17 protein-coding genes and 1 tRNA gene are annotated in these 19,543 nt (G+C 42.5%); 4 read left to right on the top strand and 14 right to left on the bottom strand.

What is annotated here, in order from left to right:
• Positions 1 to 87: 87 nt before the first annotated feature.
• Positions 88 to 861: an enoyl-CoA hydratase/isomerase family protein gene (locus LVD17_RS17870; protein ID WP_233760375.1), complete on the bottom strand. Its 774-nt coding sequence runs from the start codon at positions 859 to 861 to the stop codon at positions 88 to 90.
• 13 nt (positions 862 to 874) lie between these two features.
• The gene (locus LVD17_RS17865; RefSeq protein ID WP_255702596.1) at positions 875 to 2,965 is read right to left on the bottom strand and encodes a ComEC/Rec2 family competence protein; all 2,091 of its coding nucleotides are present in this window, start codon (positions 2,963 to 2,965) and stop codon (positions 875 to 877) included.
• Between LVD17_RS17865 and LVD17_RS17860 the strand changes: the two genes are divergently transcribed.
• Positions 2,907 to 3,101 (top strand): hypothetical protein, encoded by a 195-nt coding sequence (locus LVD17_RS17860; RefSeq protein ID WP_233760373.1) that lies wholly within the window; start codon positions 2,907 to 2,909, stop codon positions 3,099 to 3,101. The two genes, LVD17_RS17865 and LVD17_RS17860, sit on opposite strands and share 59 nt — an antisense overlap.
• Before the next feature lie 247 nt (positions 3,102 to 3,348).
• Here LVD17_RS17860 and LVD17_RS17855 read toward each other — a convergent pair whose 3' ends face one another.
• Genes LVD17_RS17855 through LVD17_RS17845 form a run of 3 tightly spaced genes read right to left on the bottom strand, consistent with a single transcriptional unit; the run spans position 3,349 to position 5,189 of the window.
• Positions 3,349 to 3,810: a GNAT family N-acetyltransferase gene (locus tag LVD17_RS17855; protein ID WP_233760372.1), complete on the bottom strand. Its 462-nt coding sequence runs from the start codon at positions 3,808 to 3,810 to the stop codon at positions 3,349 to 3,351.
• Positions 3,803 to 4,261 carry a GNAT family N-acetyltransferase gene (locus tag LVD17_RS17850; RefSeq protein ID WP_233760371.1) on the bottom strand — a complete coding sequence of 153 codons (459 nt, stop codon included), beginning with the start codon at positions 4,259 to 4,261 and terminating at the stop codon, positions 3,803 to 3,805. The genes LVD17_RS17855 and LVD17_RS17850 overlap by 8 nt, the downstream gene beginning before the upstream one ends.
• Complete coding sequence (locus LVD17_RS17845) at positions 4,218 to 5,189, bottom strand: PhoH family protein (RefSeq protein WP_155174192.1); 972 nt, start codon at positions 5,187 to 5,189, stop codon at positions 4,218 to 4,220. The genes LVD17_RS17850 and LVD17_RS17845 overlap by 44 nt, the downstream gene beginning before the upstream one ends.
• A gap of 179 nt (positions 5,190 to 5,368) precedes the next feature.
• On the opposite strand from LVD17_RS17845, the gene LVD17_RS17840 reads away from it, so the two are divergent.
• Both LVD17_RS17840 and LVD17_RS17835 read left to right on the top strand, forming a co-directional pair.
• Entirely contained in the window at positions 5,369 to 6,142 is a 774-nt protein-coding gene (locus tag LVD17_RS17840) for an SAM hydrolase/SAM-dependent halogenase family protein (protein WP_233760370.1), read from the top strand.
• A gap of 1 nt (position 6,143) precedes the next feature.
• A complete protein-coding gene (locus tag LVD17_RS17835; protein WP_233760369.1) occupies positions 6,144 to 6,437 on the top strand; it encodes a putative quinol monooxygenase in 294 nt (97 codons plus the stop codon).
• A gap of 130 nt (positions 6,438 to 6,567) precedes the next feature.
• Here the strand turns inward: LVD17_RS17835 and LVD17_RS17830 are convergent, their stop codons facing one another.
• Positions 6,568 to 6,915 (bottom strand): DUF1801 domain-containing protein, encoded by a 348-nt coding sequence (locus tag LVD17_RS17830; RefSeq protein ID WP_233760368.1) that lies wholly within the window; start codon positions 6,913 to 6,915, stop codon positions 6,568 to 6,570.
• 128 nt (positions 6,916 to 7,043) lie between these two features.
• Here LVD17_RS17830 and LVD17_RS17825 point away from each other — a divergent pair, with 128 nt between their 5' ends.
• Complete coding sequence (locus LVD17_RS17825; protein ID WP_233760367.1) at positions 7,044 to 7,508, top strand: NUDIX hydrolase; 465 nt, start codon at positions 7,044 to 7,046, stop codon at positions 7,506 to 7,508.
• 113 nt (positions 7,509 to 7,621) lie between these two features.
• Here LVD17_RS17825 and prfH read toward each other — a convergent pair whose 3' ends face one another.
• From prfH to LVD17_RS17785, 8 genes are all read right to left on the bottom strand, one after another.
• Positions 7,622 to 8,263, bottom strand: coding sequence for a peptide chain release factor H (gene prfH / locus LVD17_RS17820; RefSeq protein WP_233760366.1), 642 nt, complete (start codon positions 8,261 to 8,263; stop codon positions 7,622 to 7,624).
• 4 nt (positions 8,264 to 8,267) lie between these two features.
• On the bottom strand, positions 8,268 to 9,674 hold the full coding sequence (locus LVD17_RS17815; protein WP_233760365.1) for an RtcB family protein: 1,407 nt from the start codon (positions 9,672 to 9,674) through the stop codon (positions 8,268 to 8,270).
• Positions 9,675 to 10,506: 832 nt separating this feature from the next.
• Positions 10,507 to 11,040: a hypothetical protein gene (locus LVD17_RS17810; RefSeq protein WP_233760364.1), complete on the bottom strand. Its 534-nt coding sequence runs from the start codon at positions 11,038 to 11,040 to the stop codon at positions 10,507 to 10,509.
• Positions 11,041 to 11,077: 37 nt separating this feature from the next.
• Entirely contained in the window at positions 11,078 to 12,091 is a 1,014-nt protein-coding gene (locus tag LVD17_RS17805) for a DHH family phosphoesterase (protein ID WP_233760363.1), read from the bottom strand.
• A 95-nt stretch (positions 12,092 to 12,186) separates the two neighbouring features.
• Positions 12,187 to 12,270, bottom strand: a tRNA-Leu gene (locus tag LVD17_RS17800).
• A 152-nt stretch (positions 12,271 to 12,422) separates the two neighbouring features.
• Positions 12,423 to 13,532, bottom strand: a complete 1,110-nt coding sequence (gene hemH / locus LVD17_RS17795) for a ferrochelatase (protein WP_233760362.1) — start codon at positions 13,530 to 13,532, stop codon at positions 12,423 to 12,425.
• 42 nt (positions 13,533 to 13,574) lie between these two features.
• Positions 13,575 to 14,750, bottom strand: coding sequence for a glutamyl-tRNA reductase (gene hemA, locus LVD17_RS17790; protein WP_233760361.1), 1,176 nt, complete (start codon positions 14,748 to 14,750; stop codon positions 13,575 to 13,577).
• Between the two features lie 369 nt (positions 14,751 to 15,119).
• Positions 15,120 to 19,259 (bottom strand): hypothetical protein, encoded by a 4,140-nt coding sequence (locus LVD17_RS17785; RefSeq protein ID WP_233760360.1) that lies wholly within the window; start codon positions 19,257 to 19,259, stop codon positions 15,120 to 15,122.
• Between the last annotated feature and the right edge of the window lie 284 nt (positions 19,260 to 19,543).

The following is a 19,543-nucleotide window of genomic DNA, read 5'->3' as shown; positions in this document are numbered from 1 at the left end:
CCCTTCTGCATTTTTGCCTATTAAACCATCTGCGAATAAAGACTTTTTATATCTTTTCCAATAAACACCTTATAAAAGATATAAATATTACCATTTTACTTCTTCTTTACTTAAAAAAGCTGCTATCCCTCGCTGGCAGTCTTCACTGGCCCTGGCCTTCGCATTCATCTCCGCCGCATATTGTAAACCTTCTTCCAGTGACATGGCCTGTACTTCAGCTATCATTTGCTTGGTAAAAGCCATTGATTGTTTACTGTTCTTGCTTATCAGCATTTTAGCAAATTCTTCTACTACCTCCTCCAGCTCAGAGGCTGAGACCACTTTATTTACAATTTCGTAAGCCCTGGCCTCATCAGCGGTAATCAACTCACCGGTAAGCAACAATTCTTTGGATCTCATCTCGCCAATCTTCCTGAGTAAAAAAACTTTTACAATAGCAGGTATAAAACCAATTCTGACTTCGGTATAACCAAACTTGGCCTCTGGCACCGTAAATGCGAAATCGCAAACTGAAACCAATCCACACCCGCCTGCAATGGCATGTCCCTGAACCTGTGCAATAACTACTTTATCCAAAGTGTAGATCTGGTAAAACAATTCCTTGAGATGGTTGGAATCCTCAAGGTTCTCTTCATAGGTGTTTGCCTGAAGTTGCTGAAGATACCCAAGGTCAGCTCCTGCGCAAAATGCTTTCCCATTGGCCCTAAGCACTACAACCTTTACACCATCATCCTGCGATGCTTCAGTGAAAGCTTCCTTAAGCTCCGTAACCACTTCAAAGCTAAGAGCATTACGCTTTTCAGGGCGGTTCAGTGTAATGTATCCAATTTGTCCTTTTTTGCCGTATTCTATAAATTCCATATGTCGAAATATTTTAGTTGAGTTCCAGTTCGTAAGCACCATTATCATACACAGAGTAATAGGGTAAAGCCAACTCCTCTGCCTCCTTTCTAAATCGCTTTGCCTGATACCAAGACAATGATCCGTCCAGAATAATCCTTTTGAAAAGAAAGTTATCCTGAATCCATGCCAGGTCTTTATCAAAGCTTTTACATACAAGCACATAATCCACCTTAAATGTTTTTTTCAGCTTTGTTAATTGGGGAACAGGCTCGCTCAGCATTGCAAAGCTACTACCTCTAAACCAGGCCAGATGAACATTATTTACCACCTTTATCCATCCAACCTGCTCATGGTGCAACCAATGCATACGTGAGATGCCTGAAAGCAAATGATTAGGTTCAACGTGAAAGTCAACCTTACGGTCAGTCATTTCAAAATCAGGATCAGTGTATAAATAAGAGTCTCCCTGAACCATAAAATCAACCGCCGTATGTCCGTTGATTTTATAGATCGTAACTTTATCAGTGGTGGCAAACAGTCCGGCAGCATGTGATATACTAAAAGCCAATGAGAATATGACGGCAGACCATGCGTAACGCAGTTTTTTATAATGGAAGAAAATCAAAAAGGAGATAATGATACCAAACACCAATACAGCTTCGAGTCCGGTAAGGCTGATGTTAGTAATTTGGGAAAATGGGAATTTTCTGATGGCAAGAATGCTTTCGTTCATCCCGTAAACCCACCATTTTAAAAGCCACCCTAAAGCCGCTGAAAGTGCAGGCATAAAACTTAGTGCCAAAACACCGAGCCCCATACAAAGCACGCCCATAGCTCCGGGGATAACCACGATATTGGATAAAAAAAAGTAAGTTGGAAACTGGTGAAAATACAGCAAGCATAAAGGCGCAGTTGCCAACTGGGCAGCCAGTGCTACCGAGGTTATTGCCCATAACTTATCCAAAACCAATTGATCAGGCACATAAAGATTATAAATCCGTGGCTGAACATACACTATACCCAACACAGCAAGGTAGGACAATTGAAAACCAAGTGACATGATCAGGAGTGGATCATACATCAGGATGCAGAAAGCTGAAATTGCAAGTGTATTGTAAATATTGGAATCACGACCCGTAGCCTGACCTATGATCACGAACGTAAACATCGTTACTGCCCGCAAAACCGAAGGCGACAGGCCAGTGAGCAGGGCATAAAACCAAAGAATAAGAATGCATATGCCTGCCACAATCCACCTTCCTCGAGCGGAGGTTTGGAACCTGCTCAGCACGAAGAAGATAATGCCATAAATAATCCCGACATGAAGCCCTGAGACAGCCAGCACGTGCGTAGCCCCTGAAGCGGCATAGGCCTTTTGAGTGTCGTCATCAAGATCGTCCTTTATGCCCATCACCAGTGCCTGAACAATGCCCAATTCGCGGTTTGAATCTACATTTTCCGCAAGTACACCTGCAGCCCAGGCCTTAGCCCAAAATGCAAAAGCAAATACAGGGTTCTGCGTATTTCCTACAACCTGAAAGTCTCCTTCCCTTAGATAATGTTGATGATAAATATTTTTGAAGCTCAGGAACCTCTTGTAGTCAAATTCACCGGGATTCTGTGGTGGTTTGATAGCTCCCGGCTTTCCTTTGACAAGCAGTTGATCTCCGTATTTTAACTGCCGGCTTTTATCAATGTACAGATAGATCTTGCCTGAGCTTTGTAACCACTGGTCGCCCTTCTTAACACCTTTTATCTCTGCCTCAAACTTTATGGTTTTTGCCCGCTCTTCTCCGGGATTTTGCAGAGTAACAAGATAGTAGGACGTTTCACCTATATGATGAATGATGTGACCCGCATTCCTCGTCTCATCAGCATAACTTACTCTTAAATAGCCTAACATGGCCATTGTAAAAAAGCCAACTATCGCAATAAAGTGATTATTTGAAAAGAAGCTTTTCTTAAGCAGGAAGAAGATAAGCCCATAAAATAATATCATTGCAAGGCATATCAGGAACAGTCCTGTAAAATTCAAGATACCACCAAAATAAATGCCCGCCAGTATGCCGGCAATAAAAAAAGCAGTAACTCTGACGAATGCATATGGTATCCAGCGTAACACGCCCGAAGATAGTTTTTTTGAAGGCAAGCCACAAGGCTGGAAGTTGATATTGGGAGGTGAAAGTTTGAGGTTTGAAGGATGGAAAGATGGAAGAGTGGCAGAATTGAGGACTCTATCCAGGTCAGGCACTCGCTAATCGGCTAGAAATAACAGCGATCTGAACGGTTGTCCTAAGCAGAAAGACCGGAGACCGAAGTACCAACGGTAAGGAGTAAACGGTGGGCAGTAGTCGGCAAACAGTGTGTTATCAGTAATCGGTGAGAGGTGATCGGTGAAAAAAGCAGGCAATTGCCAAAAGGCAGCAGGTAACTTGCGCTTTGCAAAGCCAGCAGAGATAGCCCATGAGTAGTTTAACCGGTAACTGGCAAGCCAGTAAATGTCACTCAAAAGTGCATTTTCATTCCCTCATGGGAGGCCACAAAGCCGAGGGCTTCATAAAATTCAATGGCTTCGGGCCGCTGTTTGTCTGTGGTGAGTTGCAGCAGGTGCGCACCTCTGTTGCGTGCTCTGTCTATGGCATACTCAAATATTTTCTTGCCATAGCCCTTTCCTCTGTAGCCGGCCTCCACCCTTACACCTTCTATCTGCGCCCTAATACCGCCCTGGTAAGTCAGGTACTGGATAAAGGTGAGTTGAAAAACACCAATAATTCTCCCATCTTCTTCTACTACCGTCAGTTCCTGGTGAGGGTCTCTGGCAATATCAACAAATGCCCTGACGTAACTTTGAGGCAAAGGCTCCTCAAAACGTTCTCTTTTAGAGCCAAGTTCGTCATCCGCAAGCATTCTGACGATGTCTGTGAGATCATCCGATGTAGCCAGCCGATAGGTGATTTTTTTATCCAATTTCCCTTACCATTTTCTGGTGTTCGATATTGCACTCCATGAAGCGGTCACCTTCAGGCTTGAAACCAAACTTATGATAAAGTGCCATTGCTGTAAGCTGAGCGTTGAGATACAGCTTTTTACCTGCGACATCGGGCTGAACAGCGATATGCTCCAATACACTTTCTACCAAAAGTGCTCCAATTCCCCTGCCACGATAAGCTTTCTTTACGGCAAATCGTTCCAGTTTAATACCTTCCTCGGTGGTTCTCCAGCGTGCTGCACCACACGGCACATCTCCATAATGGGCAACAAAGTGATGTGATTCGTCTTCAAAAATATCAAACTCTTCGTCACGAGCTACCTGTTGCTCATTGACAAATACTTCTTCCCTGACCCTGAAGGCCTGTTTTAATAGCTTATTGCTATCAGCGAGTTGAACGGTTACCATTTTCTGTTTCCTTTTTTTCATGATCATCATAGGCAGCTATGATGTCTTTTACTATTTTATGCCTCACTACATCTTTGCCTGTAAGCTCTACAAAACCGATGCCCTTAACGGGACGAAGTATCTTAATTGACTCTATCAAACCAGACTTTTGCTTCTTAGGCAGGTCTATCTGCGAAGTGTCACCGGTAATGATAACCTTCGAGTTAGGTCCCATTCTGGTCAGGAACATCTTGATCTGCATCGGTGTTGTGTTCTGCGCTTCATCAAGCAGTATAAAGGCATTATTAAGTGTTCTTCCCCGCATATATGCCAACGGGGCAATTTCAATAATATTATTTTCCATATAGTACCTCAGCTTCTCCGAAGGCACCATATCAAATAGCGCATCATAGATGGGCCTGAGATAAGGATCCAGCTTCTCTTTAAGATCTCCGGGTAGAAAGCCCAGTGTTTCTCCAGCTTCCACGGCTGGCCTGGTAATAATGATCTTCTTTACCTGTTTGTTCTTGAGTGCTTTAACGGCCAATGCCACCGAAATATACGTTTTACCGGTACCGGCTGGCCCCAAAGCAAAAACCAGGTCATTTTCTCTAACCGCATATACCAGCTTCTGTTGATTGATGGTTTTCGGTTTTATCGTAAACCCACGCGTACCATAAATCAGCACTTCTTCTTCGTCAGGAAGCTTCTCTTCAGCTTCTTTGGCAAGGTAAGTCTGCACATTATCTTCGGTCACTTTTCCGTACTTGTGATAATGTTCTATAAGCGAGTTTAATATATCATTGATTTTGAGAATTTCTGTAGTGCTACCCTTGATCCGGATCTCATTGCCACGCGACACAATTTTGCTCTTTGGGAAGGCTGAAGCTACTTCTGTGATGTTTTTATTCTGTACTCCCAGGAAGTCTATAAGGGAGATATTTTCCAGCGTAATGACTTTCTCTACCAAATGCTAATTAATTTAAAATGGAATTTTTAATGGTCAAATTTTAACTAATTTTGCCCTAAACAAAAATACGTAATAACAACGGCCGTTCAAAACAGGAAGTTCAGATTTAATAACCATAACATTGATGTAATGTTGTTATTAAAATTGAACTTGCGGCACAAAAACTCATCACTGCTTATATGGCTATAATCACATTTTTATCTGACTTTGGAGAAAGTGATCATTACGTGTCAGCCGTTAAAGCAAAAATTCTTTCCATCAACCCTGGCATCTCTGTTGTAGATATCAGTCACCAGATAGCTTCCTGTGATATTGCTCATGCTGCGTATGTACTCAAAGCCGTTTTCCGGGAATTTCCCAAAGGCACTGTGCACCTGGTAGCAGTGAATACCTCCGGGCAGCCCGGGGACAAATACATTGCCATAGAACTTGAAGGCCATTTCTTTATAGGTACGGATAACGGATTATTTGGTTTGATCAGTGATCAGGAAGCCCGGTTTAAGGTGGATATTAATTCAATCTCACCTGTAAAATCTACCTTTCCGGCCAAACAGGTATTTGCTCCTGCCGCTGCAAAACTGGCCAGTGGTAAGGCACTGCAGGATTTGGGTTCACCGCTTAAAGAATACAAACGCATGCTTGGAAGGCACCTTAAAGCAAATAAAAAGCAGATCGTTGGCAACGTCATCAGGGTAGATCATTATGGCAACCTGATCACTAATATTGACAAAACTACTTTTGACATTCTTAGCAAAGAAAAAGGCTATAACATTACGTTTGGCCGAGAAAACAGTCGCCGGATAGTGGACAATGTAAATGGCGCTGATGCGGGAGATGTATTTATAATTTTTAACGATCAGGGGTATATGGAACTGGGCATTAACCAAGGCATAGCTTCCGAGCTGCTGGGCCTGGACTATGACAGTCCCGTGATCATCAATTTTGACGAATAACATGCTTATAAGAATAGTACGAATGACCTTCCGTGAGGAAGAAGTAGATAATTTTCTCAAGGTATTCAACACCAGCAAACAAAAGATCCGCTCCTTCCCCGGATGTAATCATTTGGAACTGCACCAAGACTACAACAAAGGCAATGTCTACGTCACTTACAGCCATTGGGATGACGAAGATGCCCTCAACAACTACCGCCATTCCGACCTCTTCAAGAGCGTATGGTCCGAGACAAAGGTGTTGTTTGCTGATAAGCCAATAGCTTATTCGCATAGGGAAGTGATGATAGTTTAGGTTCAGTTTTTATTTGTTTCCGGTTTTTCCATGAAGAATGGTACAGTGCAAAAGTTTTAAAGATGGTGAGGTTCTATTATTCTACAACACTGATTACCAAATACTCTAACTGCCAGGATAAGTCAGCTGATCACCGATAAAGCTCCAACCCCTCTTTCAAAATAGCCTCAATAACGTCCACAGGCAAATCACTCTCCGCTTTGACCCTGAATATTTTCATTCTGGCACGTGTGCCTTTTTCCAGTTGTGGATGACTGAGATGCTTTCCTTCTACCATCAGGATGTATGGCTCATCAGTCTTTTTATCTGTCCAAAGGTAGCAAAAATGCTTTTTCCCATGGCAGAAGCAGGGCATCCCATACTTGCGCGTTTCTTTAATGTTGTCATCTTGTTTAAGGATTATTTCTCTCAAAGCAAGCAAACAGCCCCGGGTTGGCTCCTCTTTGTCCAGGTAATATTGATCAAGTTCTCTGAGCATGATTTAACCTATATTCCGCAATTCATGTTAGTGAATTGAATTACACATCGATAAACTTAGTAATACCAAAAATAAAGAAAGCTTCGGCTCCTTCATTCATTTTTGTTAATTAATGGTAATTTGTAACTATGTCACCCGAAAGTGCAGGTATATTGATGTACAGAATACACAATAGCAAGCCGGAAGTTTTTCTGGTTCACCCCGGTGGGCCTTTTTTCAAAAAAAAGGATGAAGGCTCATGGACTATTCCTAAAGGGTTGCCGGAAAAAGGAGAAGACCTGCACAAAGCTGCCCTGCGCGAGTTTGAAGAAGAAACGGGCATAAAGCCTGAGAGCAACTTGCTCCCTCTTGGTACTATAAAGCAAAAAGGAGGGAAAGTGGTACATTGCTGGGCAATGGAAGGCAATGTTAATGAAGGTTTTATGCATTCGAGCAATACATTTGTAATAGAGTGGCCTCCTCGATCTGGCAAGAAGCAAAGTTTTCCTGAAATAGATAAAGCTGAATTCTTCCCTATAGATCAGGCCATAATAAAAATTAATCCGGCGCAAGTGGCTTTAATTGAGCGCCTGCTACTTAAACTAGACCAATAACCAATACCTCGGCCTCATCAACGACTTTTAAAAGTATATAAATCTAAAAAGCCGATCATCTTGGACCGACTTTTTAGAATACAAGACTCAGCTGACAGTCTGGCAAGTATTAATCATAACCTCTCCAAAAACCCCACTCCTTCAAATACCCTGACGGGATTTCCCCGTTGAAGTGATAAGTGCTCACGCCATTGCTCATCTATCCTCTCCTGTATCTGATCAATATCGAGTTGGTTTAAGGCCAGTTTTATTTTCTCTATCGCTGCCTTTTTATTTTGCAACTGAGATTTTGAATCACTGGCAGTAGCAGTTATGCCGGATGGCTTGTGGGTTACTCTTACTGCCGTTTCCACTTTATTGCGATGCTGACCTCCCGGGCCGGATGCCCGGTAAGTATTGAAGACCAGGTCTGATTCTTTGTAGTCCTGATGTTCAGCCTCCACAAATAAACTAATGCCCACAAACCAGTTCTTTCTTTTATGAAATTTCCGGTAAGGGCTCTTACCTATCCATTGTACGGTACCCTCCCACTCCTCTGCTCTTTTCCTGGCCTCCCGGCCACTAATCTGGATCAGGCACGAGTTGAGCGTACCAGGCTCTGAGGCCAGACTCCTGCTTAAAGTTTTGCAAACCAAACCGGCTGCTTTAAAGTCTGAAAGTATGTATTTGAGCAACTGAGCCACCACCCAGGCACATTCTGCCGGCCCTCTGCCGGCAGATATCTGCATGTATATATTGTTTGTTTTTAAACTCATAATGTTAATTTTTGTCCATCCTCACAATTTTTGGCAAAAACTGGCCGATAACCTCAACCAGTTCCTTCTGGCTCTTCATCACCTCCTCGATGTTTTTGTAAGCTACAGGGGCCTCATCTGTCCCTCCTCCTATAAGAGTGACTTTGTGCTCGCTGAGTAACTTTTTCATAGCGCTGCCAGAAATAGACTCTCTGGCAGCTTGCCGTGACATCTTCCTTCCTGCGCCATGCGATGCGCTTTGCAAAGCACCCTCATGGCCCTTACCTCTAACGATAAAGCCCGGTGCGGTCATCGAGCCGGGTATGATTCCCAACTCACCTTCGCTGGCCGGAGTTGCTCCCTTTCGGTGAACAATCAGCTCTTCACCGTCCACCTGCTTTTCCTTCCATGCGAAATTGTGATGGTTCTCAATATTGACCACTGGCTTAATGCCCAAGTACTTACTTAAATGATAATGTATCTGATCATGACATGCCTTGGCATAGTCTCCTGCCAGAGTCATAGACAGCCAGTATTCCTGCCCTTCTTCTGTTGACAGATCGAGCCAGGCTAGATGCCGGGCACTTTTTGGTAGCAGGCACTTCTCCATAGCAATACCCATGTAGTGCTTAGCTATGGAAGCTCCCAAACCACGTGAACCGGAGTGTGACAACAAACCAATGTATTCTCCCGCAGGCAAGCCCAGCTCATTGTCCTGCTTCAAACTGACCAGCCCAAACTCCACAAAATGATTCCCGGAACCCGATGTACCCAATTGCTTGACGGCTTTTCCGTGAAGCTGCTTTAGAAGGCTCGTTGCTCCAAACTCTGCACGATCCAGTATTTCATGCTCCTGAGCAATACCCAGCTCACCTCCTGTACCAAAATTGGTTCTCTCTTTCAGTGCTGTTTTGAACTGATAGGCATGTTTTTGCAGGTATCTTGAGTTCAGATCATAGATACTGAGACTCATTCTACAGCCTATGTCCAGGCCTACACCGTAAGGTATCACAGCATTTTCAGTAGCCAGTACTCCGCCGATAGGCAGACCATAGCCCTGATGCGCATCAGGCATCATTGCTCCTTTTCTGGCAATGGGCAGCCTCATGGCCAGCTCCATTTGCTGATAGGCATTGCTGGTGATATGCTTTCGGCCAAATACATGAAACTGACCACTGTCTTTAAGCAGTGGTATTTCAGATTTCTCCTTCAGCACTTCCACAGGTTGAAACTCCCGGGCCAATACGCTCCAATGCTCGTGATCCAGATACTCTGTATAGCGTTGTTTTACATCATGTAGTAATGTTAATTGCTCCTCTTTCAAGGAATGTTTATAATGTTTTGAAATGATATCAACAGCCAAACTAATGGCCTGATTATTTGAATAATTAATTTTCCTAAGGTCTTTACCCTTTAGTTTACTCTTGCCCATAAAGCGTTTTGATAAACGAATAGAAAAGTGAGGGCAATGCTATGCCAGCACATTTCTGAAATAATTTAATTGAGATTGGCGACCGGAAATTTTGGGTATAAAAAAAGTCCTGATGGAAAAACCATCAGGACCGGATATATCTTTATCAGTAAGCTTTTGTTACTTAATCCGGTCTATAGTTCGATATGATAATATTGCACCAACATAATGCCTCCTTTCTTGATTAAGGATGAGAATGCAAAGGTATTATGATTTTATTGATGAATCCAAGGGAAAATTTGATTTTTTTGGTTGTTACGCTGGTATTTCAATTCCCAAAATTCATAGAGTTATTCAAAATTTATCATTTAATCGTCCTCTTAAACCTTTTCGTCACTATCAATACGACTCCATTCTTCGATGATGTCCCATAAAGCGCTTGCATCTTTATATCCCGCTTTTTGTAGCACACGATGCTGGAAACTTGTTCGAGAGTATATTTATTTAGTTCGGATCGATCCGTTTTTAGTCCATCCAAAATTATTAGGGGTGAAGGGTTGGGCGAAAAAGAAGAAAAATGAGCCCTGGCAACTTTAGTCGAATCCCATTTATATTCAAGCTGTTTATCTGTGGTTGAATCATATACATATTGGATATGATTATGTATAAGAGAATCAACATGTATGTACAGGTCACTTTCCTTTTGAGCGGAGCATGTCATATAAGATGAAAGAAGTACTATGGGTATCAACAACTTCATGCTTAATCAGAACCTTATTACATTAACTTAATAGCAAGCTTATTTTGACTGCTAAGTCTATCAGAACATTTACCTGATTTATTCAAAAAACAATCAAATCCGCTCAGTGCTTTGAGAACAATTGAGATCAGAATTAAAAGTTTTTAACTTTAGAGTCTGCCTTCCAAATACAGGACTGTTGTATTCAATTCTATCATCAAAAATTACGGCCTCAGTTGGAGGATCTATTGGAACTGAATCGATCATTCTCCCATTGAGGTCAACGGCCTCTGCCATTATATCATCCTCAATCAAAACATAGTTTGGCCTTCTGGTGATTAAAGGAGACCAATTAGAGCTTTCATGCCTAACCAACTTTTTAAATAATAAATCAAACGCTGCCCACTGATTGGTTGACTTAAAAAATAAAATATTTGTTTCTTCGATCCACAGAAAATCCGTCGGATCAATCTGATACTTCTCTTTCCAGTCAAACCTAAGTACAACTTTGCTAGAAAGCGCTAATTCTTCAATTATAACAAACGATACGGAAGAAATACCGTGTGAATGTTCAATCTTTTCAACACATAAAATGTCATAATATTCAGCATTTTCAGGTCTTATATCATTTTTAATTTTGAATATCATCACATTTTCTTTTAAGCTCTACCTCTAAGGCAGAGGTTCAGTTATCTGCAATTGCCTTTGAAAAATACTCCGGTATCAATTTCCTGATCTTATCCAGGGTATCACTTACGGATAGTTCGCTCATACCTCCTGCAGCATTGGCATGGCCTCCACCATTAAAATGTTCAGCCGCCAACACATTGACAGCATTTTCCTGCCCTTTCGAGCGAAACGAAATTTTGATAATTCCATCGCGTTCGGTAAACACGATAGCTACCCTCATGCCTTTTATGGATAATGCAGAGTTGGCAAGGCTATCAGTATCGCCTTTTTTGTAGTTGTATCTGGCAAGCTCCTCTTTGGATAAAGAAATAATAGCGACCTGATAATCCTCCATAATTTCCAATTTTTCACTCATGGCATAGCCTTGCAGTCTCAAGCGACTTACGGTGTTATTATCATTAAGATACTCATGGACCAGATGATGCTGTACGCCCGCAGCAAGGAGCTTGGCTAGCACTTCATGTGTTCTCGGCTTTACCGATGGAAACCGGAAAGTCCCCGTATCGGTAAGCATACCCAGATATAAAGGGGTGCCTATTTTTTCATCCAATAATTTCCCATGGCCCGATTCTTCAATCAAATCTACAATCAGCTCTGATGTAGACGAGGCAGACGTTTGTGAAACTACAATATCAGGAAATTCTTCCGGGTCAAGATGATGGTCAATCATCACTTTTTTGCCCGTTGCTGATTCTAATAATGGTTGCATATCCCCTACCCTGTTCACGGCGTGATAATCAAGGCAAAAGATCAAATCAGCTTCAAGAAAGGCCTCTGTTACCTTTTCAGGTTCTTGGGTCATCAGCAATATGGGCGAAGTATCCAGCCAGTATAAAAAATCGGGTGCCGGATCCGGATGACAAATCACTGCCTTTTTACCCAGTTTTTCTATAAAATGCAACAGCCCCAGCGAACAGCCCACAGAATCCCCGTCGGCAGATTTGTGGGATGTGATAACGATATGGGAAGCATTGCGTATTTCCTCTTCGATTTGTTTGTATATGTTCATCTGATGATGTTCCTTTTGTGATGATAAGAGTAATCAAGGTCAAGATAAAACCTGTACCTATAAAAAAAGCCTGAAGAGCTATCTTCAGGCTTTAGTACCCAGGGCCGGAGTCGAACCGGCACGACCGTGAAGTCATTGGTGTTTGAGACCAACGCGTCTACCAATTCCGCCACCTGGGCATTAATGAGTTGATTAGTTGGAACCGCTTTCGTTAAACGGGATGCAAAGATGTTTAAAGATTTCAAAATTACCAATAGTTGCCTAAAAATAGTGAGGAGATTTATTTGATCTCTTTATTTAAGCAATCTGACTAAAACCACCAAACAGAAACCTAAATCGATCTGGCAGATGAAAGCACGTTGCTTCCAGTGTCGGCCAGGCTAAAAATTCGACCTGATTCAGGTATTTCTGTCTTGAAATATTTTGTACTTATAATGTTAAAAACTGCGTCAACCCAAAGGTTATCAGCGTTTAAGCTTTCCGTGAAATTGAACTGCTCTCCGCCGTTTTTCAGAAACAAGTCGCGGTACTCCTCTCCTATTTCAAGGGTTGTTTCCAGACAATCAGCTACAAAGGACGGGGATACAACAAGCAAGTTTTTAACGCCCTTTTTGGTCAGCTCTTCAATCGTGGCATCGGTATAAGGCTTTACCCAGGGGTCTTTGCCCAGCCTGCTTTGAAAGGATGTCGTGTAATTGCCCGCACCCAGCCCAATACTTTTAGCGATGAGTTTTGAAGTTTGAAAACAGGCGCTTCGATAGCAATATGGTTGATATTCTTCGTTTTCACAATTACAGCCTGCATCGCAATAATCTGCCTCTGCCCTGATCCTGTCTAGGTGCCTCTCTGGTATACCATGATAGCTGAAAAGTACATGATCTGGCCGATGCTTGCCAATATCAGCTAACACTTTCATAGCAAAGGCATTGATAAATTCAGGGTGGCCGTGGTAGCTGTTGAGAAACTGGATGCTTGGTATCACCTGCCATTGAGAGACTACCTCCATCACTTTTTGGTTAACCGAACCGGTAGTGGCGGAGGCATACTGCGGAAAAAGGGGAAATACAATGATCTGGCCCACTCCCTTAGCCCGTAATTTTTCCAGGCCCACTTTTATGGAAGGGTTTTGGTAGCGCATAGCTAGTTCCACCTCTACATCCCAGGGACTGCTATCAAACTTTTGCAACAGCTTGTGCACCAGCACCAGGCCGTGGGTCAATAATGGAGATCCCTGCCCTGTCCATAGCTTTTTATATTCCCGGGCCACTTTGCGCGACCTAAATGGGGCGATGATGCCATTAACCAGCAAGAAGCGCTTCCAAAAAGGTAAATCTATTACCCTGCCATCCATTAAAAACTCCGTCAGGTATCGCTTTACCGCTCCATACTCCGGCGCATCCGGTGTACCCAAGTTTACCACCAACAACCCCGTTTTATTCATAATCTTGTATTTACTATTTCAATATTTTATTAAACCCTTAGGCTATCCCATTAAAAGCGTAGCCTGTTTTCTTATCATTTTCCTGCTCAGCGTTCGGATAATCGCCTGCTGTTCGTCACTACTGAGGCTAATGCTGATATGCTGTTTTAGGCTTTCTGCAACGGTCATTTCAGCCTCAGCTTTATATTTTCTAATGATTTTACGCTTCTCACCTTTCTCTGCCCAATCCATAAAAAGGTCAAGTTCCTGTTTAATAATGGCCTTCACCTTGGTTAGTGCGTCTGCCTGTAGCTGGTCAGTCCGGGAAATTTGCCCCGACACGTCGTCTATATTATAAAGGGTGGCTACAGTCCCTAATTCCGGATGCACATTCATAGGGAAACCCAAGTCTACAATCACCTGCCTTTGCTGAGTGATGATGGGCTGATGTAGCAGATACTGACGATTGCTAACTGCAGTGATTATAGCCTCAAAGTGGCCCAGCTGCCCGTCTTCTACCAGCTCCCAATCATAAGTCTCAAGATAGTGCCTTTGTGCCAGGTCTGCTGCTTTACTTGCTGTACGGTTGGCAATATAAACACCGCCAAAATTAAATTTGCTCAAATAACTGACCACATCCCGTGCAATCTCGCCCGCCCCAATAATCAACAATTTTTTATCCGGCAATGTCGATTTACCCAAGGCCTTTTCTATCAGCCTGAGTGAATAGTAAGCCGTAGAAGTGGAGCCACTCCGATAGTGTGATTCGTTGGCAATTCGCTTGTGGCTTTTAAATACGGCCTGAAACAACCTTTCCAGCAGTGAGCCCTGATGCTTTTGAGCCAGACAGAATTGGTATGCTTCTTTCACCTGCGAAATAATCTGCTTATCGCCCACAACAGCAGATTGCAAACCATTGGCCACCTGCATAAGCCTGCTAGCCGTCTCCCCGGTATCGTCCGACAGCTCAAAAAAGCGTTGGTTCTCATCCTCACTATTCACGCCCACGGAGCGCATAAAAAAATCCCTTACTTCTGCTGCTTTGGTTGATCGAGATTCAAAATATATTTCTGTTCGGTTACAAGTGGAGATCAGCATCAACCCGCGTACATCAGAAAAGGTAGCCGTAATATTCTTGCTCAGTGACCTTCTCAAGGTTTCGCTAATGCAAAAAGATTCCCTTGCTGATACTGAAGCGGTTTGGTGTGAAATACCTATGTACCTTAATACGTGTGGCATAATCCGGTAAACAAGTTTTTAAGCGATTTGCTATGGTTGTCGAATATGATTACTCCGGGCCATAAACTCAGATGGCTGAGTTTAAAACCTGATGCTAAGATGCGGCCATCCTCAACATTAATCAAATTGATAATTTCTAAGCCATCATTTGCAAAATCTATATGAGGTAATCGTCATGACGATTTGTGAGGTACATTACTCGCCATTGGGACGACGGTAGTAGGAAGCAATCCCCTGCTATGGATGACAAATTGAATCCTAATTGCGAATCAGTGTATGCCCGGAAATGAGGGGATCACTTCGTCGTGTCTTCTCGTGATGACGGTTAATTATGCGTTCGATTTTCTGGTGATCACGGTTAAATAACTTTTACTTCTCCTGTTCCTCATCACTGGTCACTCTTTCGAACTCCTTTTTATTGTTATTCACTCCGATGCTGGCTACGAGGCCGCTGAGAAAGGTTTTTGTCCAGTAGTTGAAAAGTGACTTGTTCGGATTTCTTTCGAAGTAGATCTTCCCTTCCCTGAATTTGAACAGGTGTGGATTATTTTTATTGATCACGAACGTATTGGCGAAGAAGGATGCAATGGATTTACCAGAGCGTTGAGTACGCTCAGAGGGCTTATCCAGAATGTAGATCTTTAAGTCTTCATACCTGAATTCCATGGTGCCATAGGCCACATCCTCATTGGCGCGGGCACTGAAAAAGAGGCTGTTGGCATAACCTTCACGAATATCAATATTGGCATTATAAACCGTAATATCATTGAATATTCTCAATGGAGTGGCTGCCAGCTTTCCTCCTATGGTGAATGCGCCTGCCGGAGAGGTCATGTCAAACGACATGGAAAGGTCAAGCCTGGCCTTGCCCATAACCATAGCCTTGGCATCCATGGTCATAAAATGGTTCGTTTTCAACAGGCTTTCCCGGTTGGTTACGTTCTTAAAAACAGCAGAAAACTCATCAAAAGAAACCGAACCTGGTTGCAATGCCCCTTCCGCAAACTCGGTATAGGTAATGTTTGTGTTATTAATATCCACTCTGTCAATGTTCACCGGCTTTTTATAGTTCTTAAAAGCAACATGGTACATAGGTTTTTCCTTAGCGGGAGGATCAGGCATATTTTTATCACGGTAGACCTCAATTTTGGCATTATCGATCAAAAGGTGCCTGCTGTCGATCAGTTGATGGTTTAAGAATTTATCCAGATGCAAGCCTGAAAGCTTGATGGTACCGGCACTGGCCTTTATCCAGTCACTCTCGTAATTTTTATTATCAAAATACTCAAACTGTGGCAGCGGTACAAAACGAAGGTTGCTGATCGTAAGGCTCGAATCTTCAAGGGCAAATGCCACTTTTTCTATGGTAATGGTATTTAAGCCATCTTTGGTTTTGAAGCTCAGATCAGGTGCTGTAGCTGTCATACCTTCAAATACCAATACATCTTTACTCAAATTGGTCTTTTCATCCAAAAGCATCTGTTTCAGGTTAACAGAGAAATTCTTTAGCTTAAAATCGCTCTTTCCTTCGCGCTTAAGCACAAGGTTGCCATTGCTCAAATCAAGGTTATGAATGGCAACCTCTTTCAATGTCTCACCTTCCAGAAGGTTCTTGCCCGAGGTTTGATCTTTTGGCTGCTGCAGGGTAATATCCGGCTTGATCAGCTTAATTTTTTGTATATTAATTTTCTGATGATTGACTAAAGTATAAAGGTCCGGAATGCTCATATGAAGCCCCGGGACTTTGATTGTTCCAGCTCTTTCTTTTTCCATAAAAGAAAAATTATTAACAGTTATTGCATCTGTTCGGGAGTCTAGCGTCAACCCCTTAATAGCTGCTTCAGACTTGTCACTGTTTATGGAAAGCGTCTCCATATTTGCAGTCATGCTCTGTGCAAAGGGTATTTTGTAGTTCCATTTCTTACCAGGTGCAATGCGTACATCTCTAATATCTATATTCACCCCTCGTGCCACTACTCCGTCCTGATCATCTAAAGTAGCATTGGCCAGTATCAGCCTGCCTATTTTAATATCTTTTAATGTTTCATTGAGTTTTTGCTGCAAATCTTTAAAGTACATGGCAGACTTTTCTTTTTTCTTTTCCGGCTTGCCCAACTTAATGCTCGTATTACGGACTAAAATTTCCCTGGCATCAAGTTTTTTCTCATTGACAAAACGCCCCACTTCCATCCCCTTTGATGAAACGGTGTCTATCAAAATCTCATTTTCTCCTTTAACTGACAATTGCTTTACCGCCAGTAGCTTCGACTTCTCCGAAAGCAGCAATTGACTGAATTTGACCACATTATCTTCACTGTAAACGGTAGATACTGCCATAGCAACTTCCAGCCCTTTCACTACAGGGGCTTCACCTTCACTCACCACCAAATCTCTGAATTTGAGATAATTGACATTGGATGTAAATACCGGGTTGCTTTTATCAACAATATTGATGATGCCCTTACCAAGATTGATGCGTTTCAATGAAAACCCTGCCCCCTTTTCAGGATCCGACTTCTTTTGAAATAGCGCTTTGTCTGCAAAAAACCTAAACTCCCGTGCCCTTAGTCCATTCATCGCACTTTCCGGTGAGTTAAGAAATACTGAAATTCCCGGAAGGGGAACAAATACCCCGGAGAGTGATGCTTTCAGGGGCGTCGCCTCATCACCATCAATCTCAGCCTGCCGGATGGTGAGTTTGGTATTATCGTTTTGAACAAGCGAAATACCGGTAAGCCGCGCCGTAATGTTTGCTGGCGAGGCTACGTCGATGCTACGGGCATAGACTTTCATATCCAAACTATCCAGGTACAGGTTGGACTTCCCTCCCCCATTGATCACCTCACCAACAGAGGCATTTAGACCGTGAAATTCAATAAATGACTCGCCCTTCCTCATAATGCTAACTTCTCCGTTATTCAGATTAATGCTATCAGTCTGAAGGAAGTCAAAAACAGATGTTACCAACTCAGGCAGATTAAGATTTTCACTTACAGCAAGCGAAGGATCTTTCAAGTGAAGTCTGATTTCCGGCCGCTCTATAGAAATATTATCCATTACTAACTGATTGTTATCAATGAACCTTTCAAACTCAAAACCGGATACCTTAACCTGTGGTGATTCAATGTTGACAACACCTCCTCTTTCAGCTTTCTGTCCAAATGAAAGTCGGTCAAACACTTTCAGCGAATCAATCGTTATGTTAGACTTGTTAGTGGTTACAAACGAGAGGCTTCCGAGTTTCAGGATGTGAATGCTGTCAGGCATACTGTAATAGTAATTTTTTAACCCTACAGTAGCACTGTCGTACTTTATTGTACTGTAATCCAGCGTATCAATCCGTACATTTTTAACGTGGGCAAATATATTGGTGGCTTTGAAGCGTGACGCGGAAGGCGCCCTGTCTCTCAGAATATCGACATTTCCATTGTCTATGTTCAGCGTTTTGACCTCTATAACATTAAATAGCTCAGTTATTATTTTAATTAATTCTTCGGTCGAGGGATCTGCTTCAATATTTTTACCCGATGTCAGGAAATTATCCATTGCAAAATTTGGTGAACGCAGATCAATTTCACGGATGGCCAGTAAGTTGTCCGTATAAGCCCGGTCAAAATCAACACCATGAAGAGAGAGGGACGGAATGCCAATGGAATAAGCGTTGCGACCCACGCCTTTACCGCTGCTCACTATATCATTACGCGGGTGCAGGTGTACGTTGACCAGTTCAACCCGCGACTCTCTGGTAGAGAGCAACACCGAGTCAAAAGTGAACAAGTGTACTGAGTCTTTAAGCTTGAATGTCTGATCCTTTACCAATAAGCTAATGTGGTCTGAATGGAATTGAGGGTCATTATTTTGGTCACTATCCCATCCAAAATTCCGGATCAGAAATGATATGTTGCCAACCACAAAATCATAGTCGTGAGACATCAGGTCTCGCTTGTAACTGATTTTTGCCTCTCTCAGGCCGAAGCTTCCCAGATCAAATTCACGGATCTGCCGGGTCACCTGTTTATAGATATCGCCACTCTCTTTACTGAGTCCTATATTTTCCTCATCCTGTCGTGGTTGGGCTATCCACACCTCGGGTTGTTGCAGAATGATGGTTTTTAGCGTAAGCCGATCTTCAAAGATCACCTCAAGCAAGTTGATAATATCGGCATCCACCTTGGGTACGTGCGCCACAAACAACGACATCTCTTTATCTGATGCGTCTAACTGGGCACTGTCGATGTCCACTTTAAAATTAAAGAGTGTGGCTCGGCTATCTACAAAATCGACATGTATACTGTCGTATGAAATGCTATAAAATCCATCTGTTTTTAGCTCTATAGTCCTTTTCAGTGTTTTACCGAGCAGGTCATAGGCATAGTAATGAATTAATTTTTCATAGGTAAGGAGTACGGCCAGTATAACTGCAATTACTAAAAGTATGGCTGTAGTCAGCAATCCCCTCCTCGACCTGCGCAGCGCCCTTAAATTAAAGTATTTCCGTCGTCTTAGCATACACGAACATCATCAGCTCTTTTAGTTTAAGTAAATTTATAGCTTTATTTTAACTTGTTTAGATGATTTTTTATTTGGGAGTACGCGCTTATCATCCTTCACAATGCATAAAGTCGCATTCCCTTTCAGCAGAATAGCATTTTGCCTGTTCCTACGTTATCTGAATCGAAAAGCGATGTGCTGAATTTCTCTCTTCATTATTAAAATCCATCGCTTACAGGAAATATTTGGTTATCAACAACATAAAAACACCTTTTCAATCAAAGTGGTTAAAATACACACAG

This window comes from Fulvivirga ulvae, from assembly GCF_021389975.1.
Taxonomy (GTDB): Bacteria; Bacteroidota; Bacteroidia; order Cytophagales; family Cyclobacteriaceae; genus Fulvivirga; species Fulvivirga ulvae.
The sequence above is the reverse complement of the archived record's forward strand: the minus strand, read 5'-3'. Positions and strand labels throughout refer to the sequence as shown.

Bases quoted from the DNA above. Each gene is read 5' to 3' on its own strand.
- LVD17_RS17850 (WP_233760371.1), bottom strand. From the start codon at position 4,261: ATGAAAAAAAGGAAACAGAAAATGGTAACCGTTCAACTCGCTGATAGC.
- LVD17_RS17815 (WP_233760365.1), bottom strand. From the start codon at position 9,674: ATGGGCAAGAGTAAACTAAAGGGTAAAGACCTTAGGAAAATTAATTAT.
- LVD17_RS17840 (WP_233760370.1), top strand. From the start codon at position 5,369: ATGGCTATAATCACATTTTTATCTGACTTTGGAGAAAGTGATCATTAC.
- LVD17_RS17805 (WP_233760363.1), bottom strand. From the start codon at position 12,091: ATGAACATATACAAACAAATCGAAGAGGAAATACGCAATGCTTCCCAT.
- hemH (WP_233760362.1), bottom strand. From the start codon at position 13,532: ATGAATAAAACGGGGTTGTTGGTGGTAAACTTGGGTACACCGGATGCG.
- LVD17_RS17785 (WP_233760360.1), bottom strand. From the start codon at position 19,259: ATGCTAAGACGACGGAAATACTTTAATTTAAGGGCGCTGCGCAGGTCG.
- hemA (WP_233760361.1), bottom strand. From the start codon at position 14,750: ATGCCACACGTATTAAGGTACATAGGTATTTCACACCAAACCGCTTCA.
- LVD17_RS17860 (WP_233760373.1), top strand. From the start codon at position 2,907: ATGCCGGCAATAAAAAAAGCAGTAACTCTGACGAATGCATATGGTATC.
- prfH (WP_233760366.1), bottom strand. From the start codon at position 8,263: ATGAGTTTAAAAACAAACAATATATACATGCAGATATCTGCCGGCAGA.
- LVD17_RS17835 (WP_233760369.1), top strand. From the start codon at position 6,144: ATGCTTATAAGAATAGTACGAATGACCTTCCGTGAGGAAGAAGTAGAT.
- LVD17_RS17830 (WP_233760368.1), bottom strand. From the start codon at position 6,915: ATGCTCAGAGAACTTGATCAATATTACCTGGACAAAGAGGAGCCAACC.
- LVD17_RS17810 (WP_233760364.1), bottom strand. From the start codon at position 11,040: ATGATATTCAAAATTAAAAATGATATAAGACCTGAAAATGCTGAATAT.
- LVD17_RS17870 (WP_233760375.1), bottom strand. From the start codon at position 861: ATGGAATTTATAGAATACGGCAAAAAAGGACAAATTGGATACATTACA.
- LVD17_RS17825 (WP_233760367.1), top strand. From the start codon at position 7,044: ATGTCACCCGAAAGTGCAGGTATATTGATGTACAGAATACACAATAGC.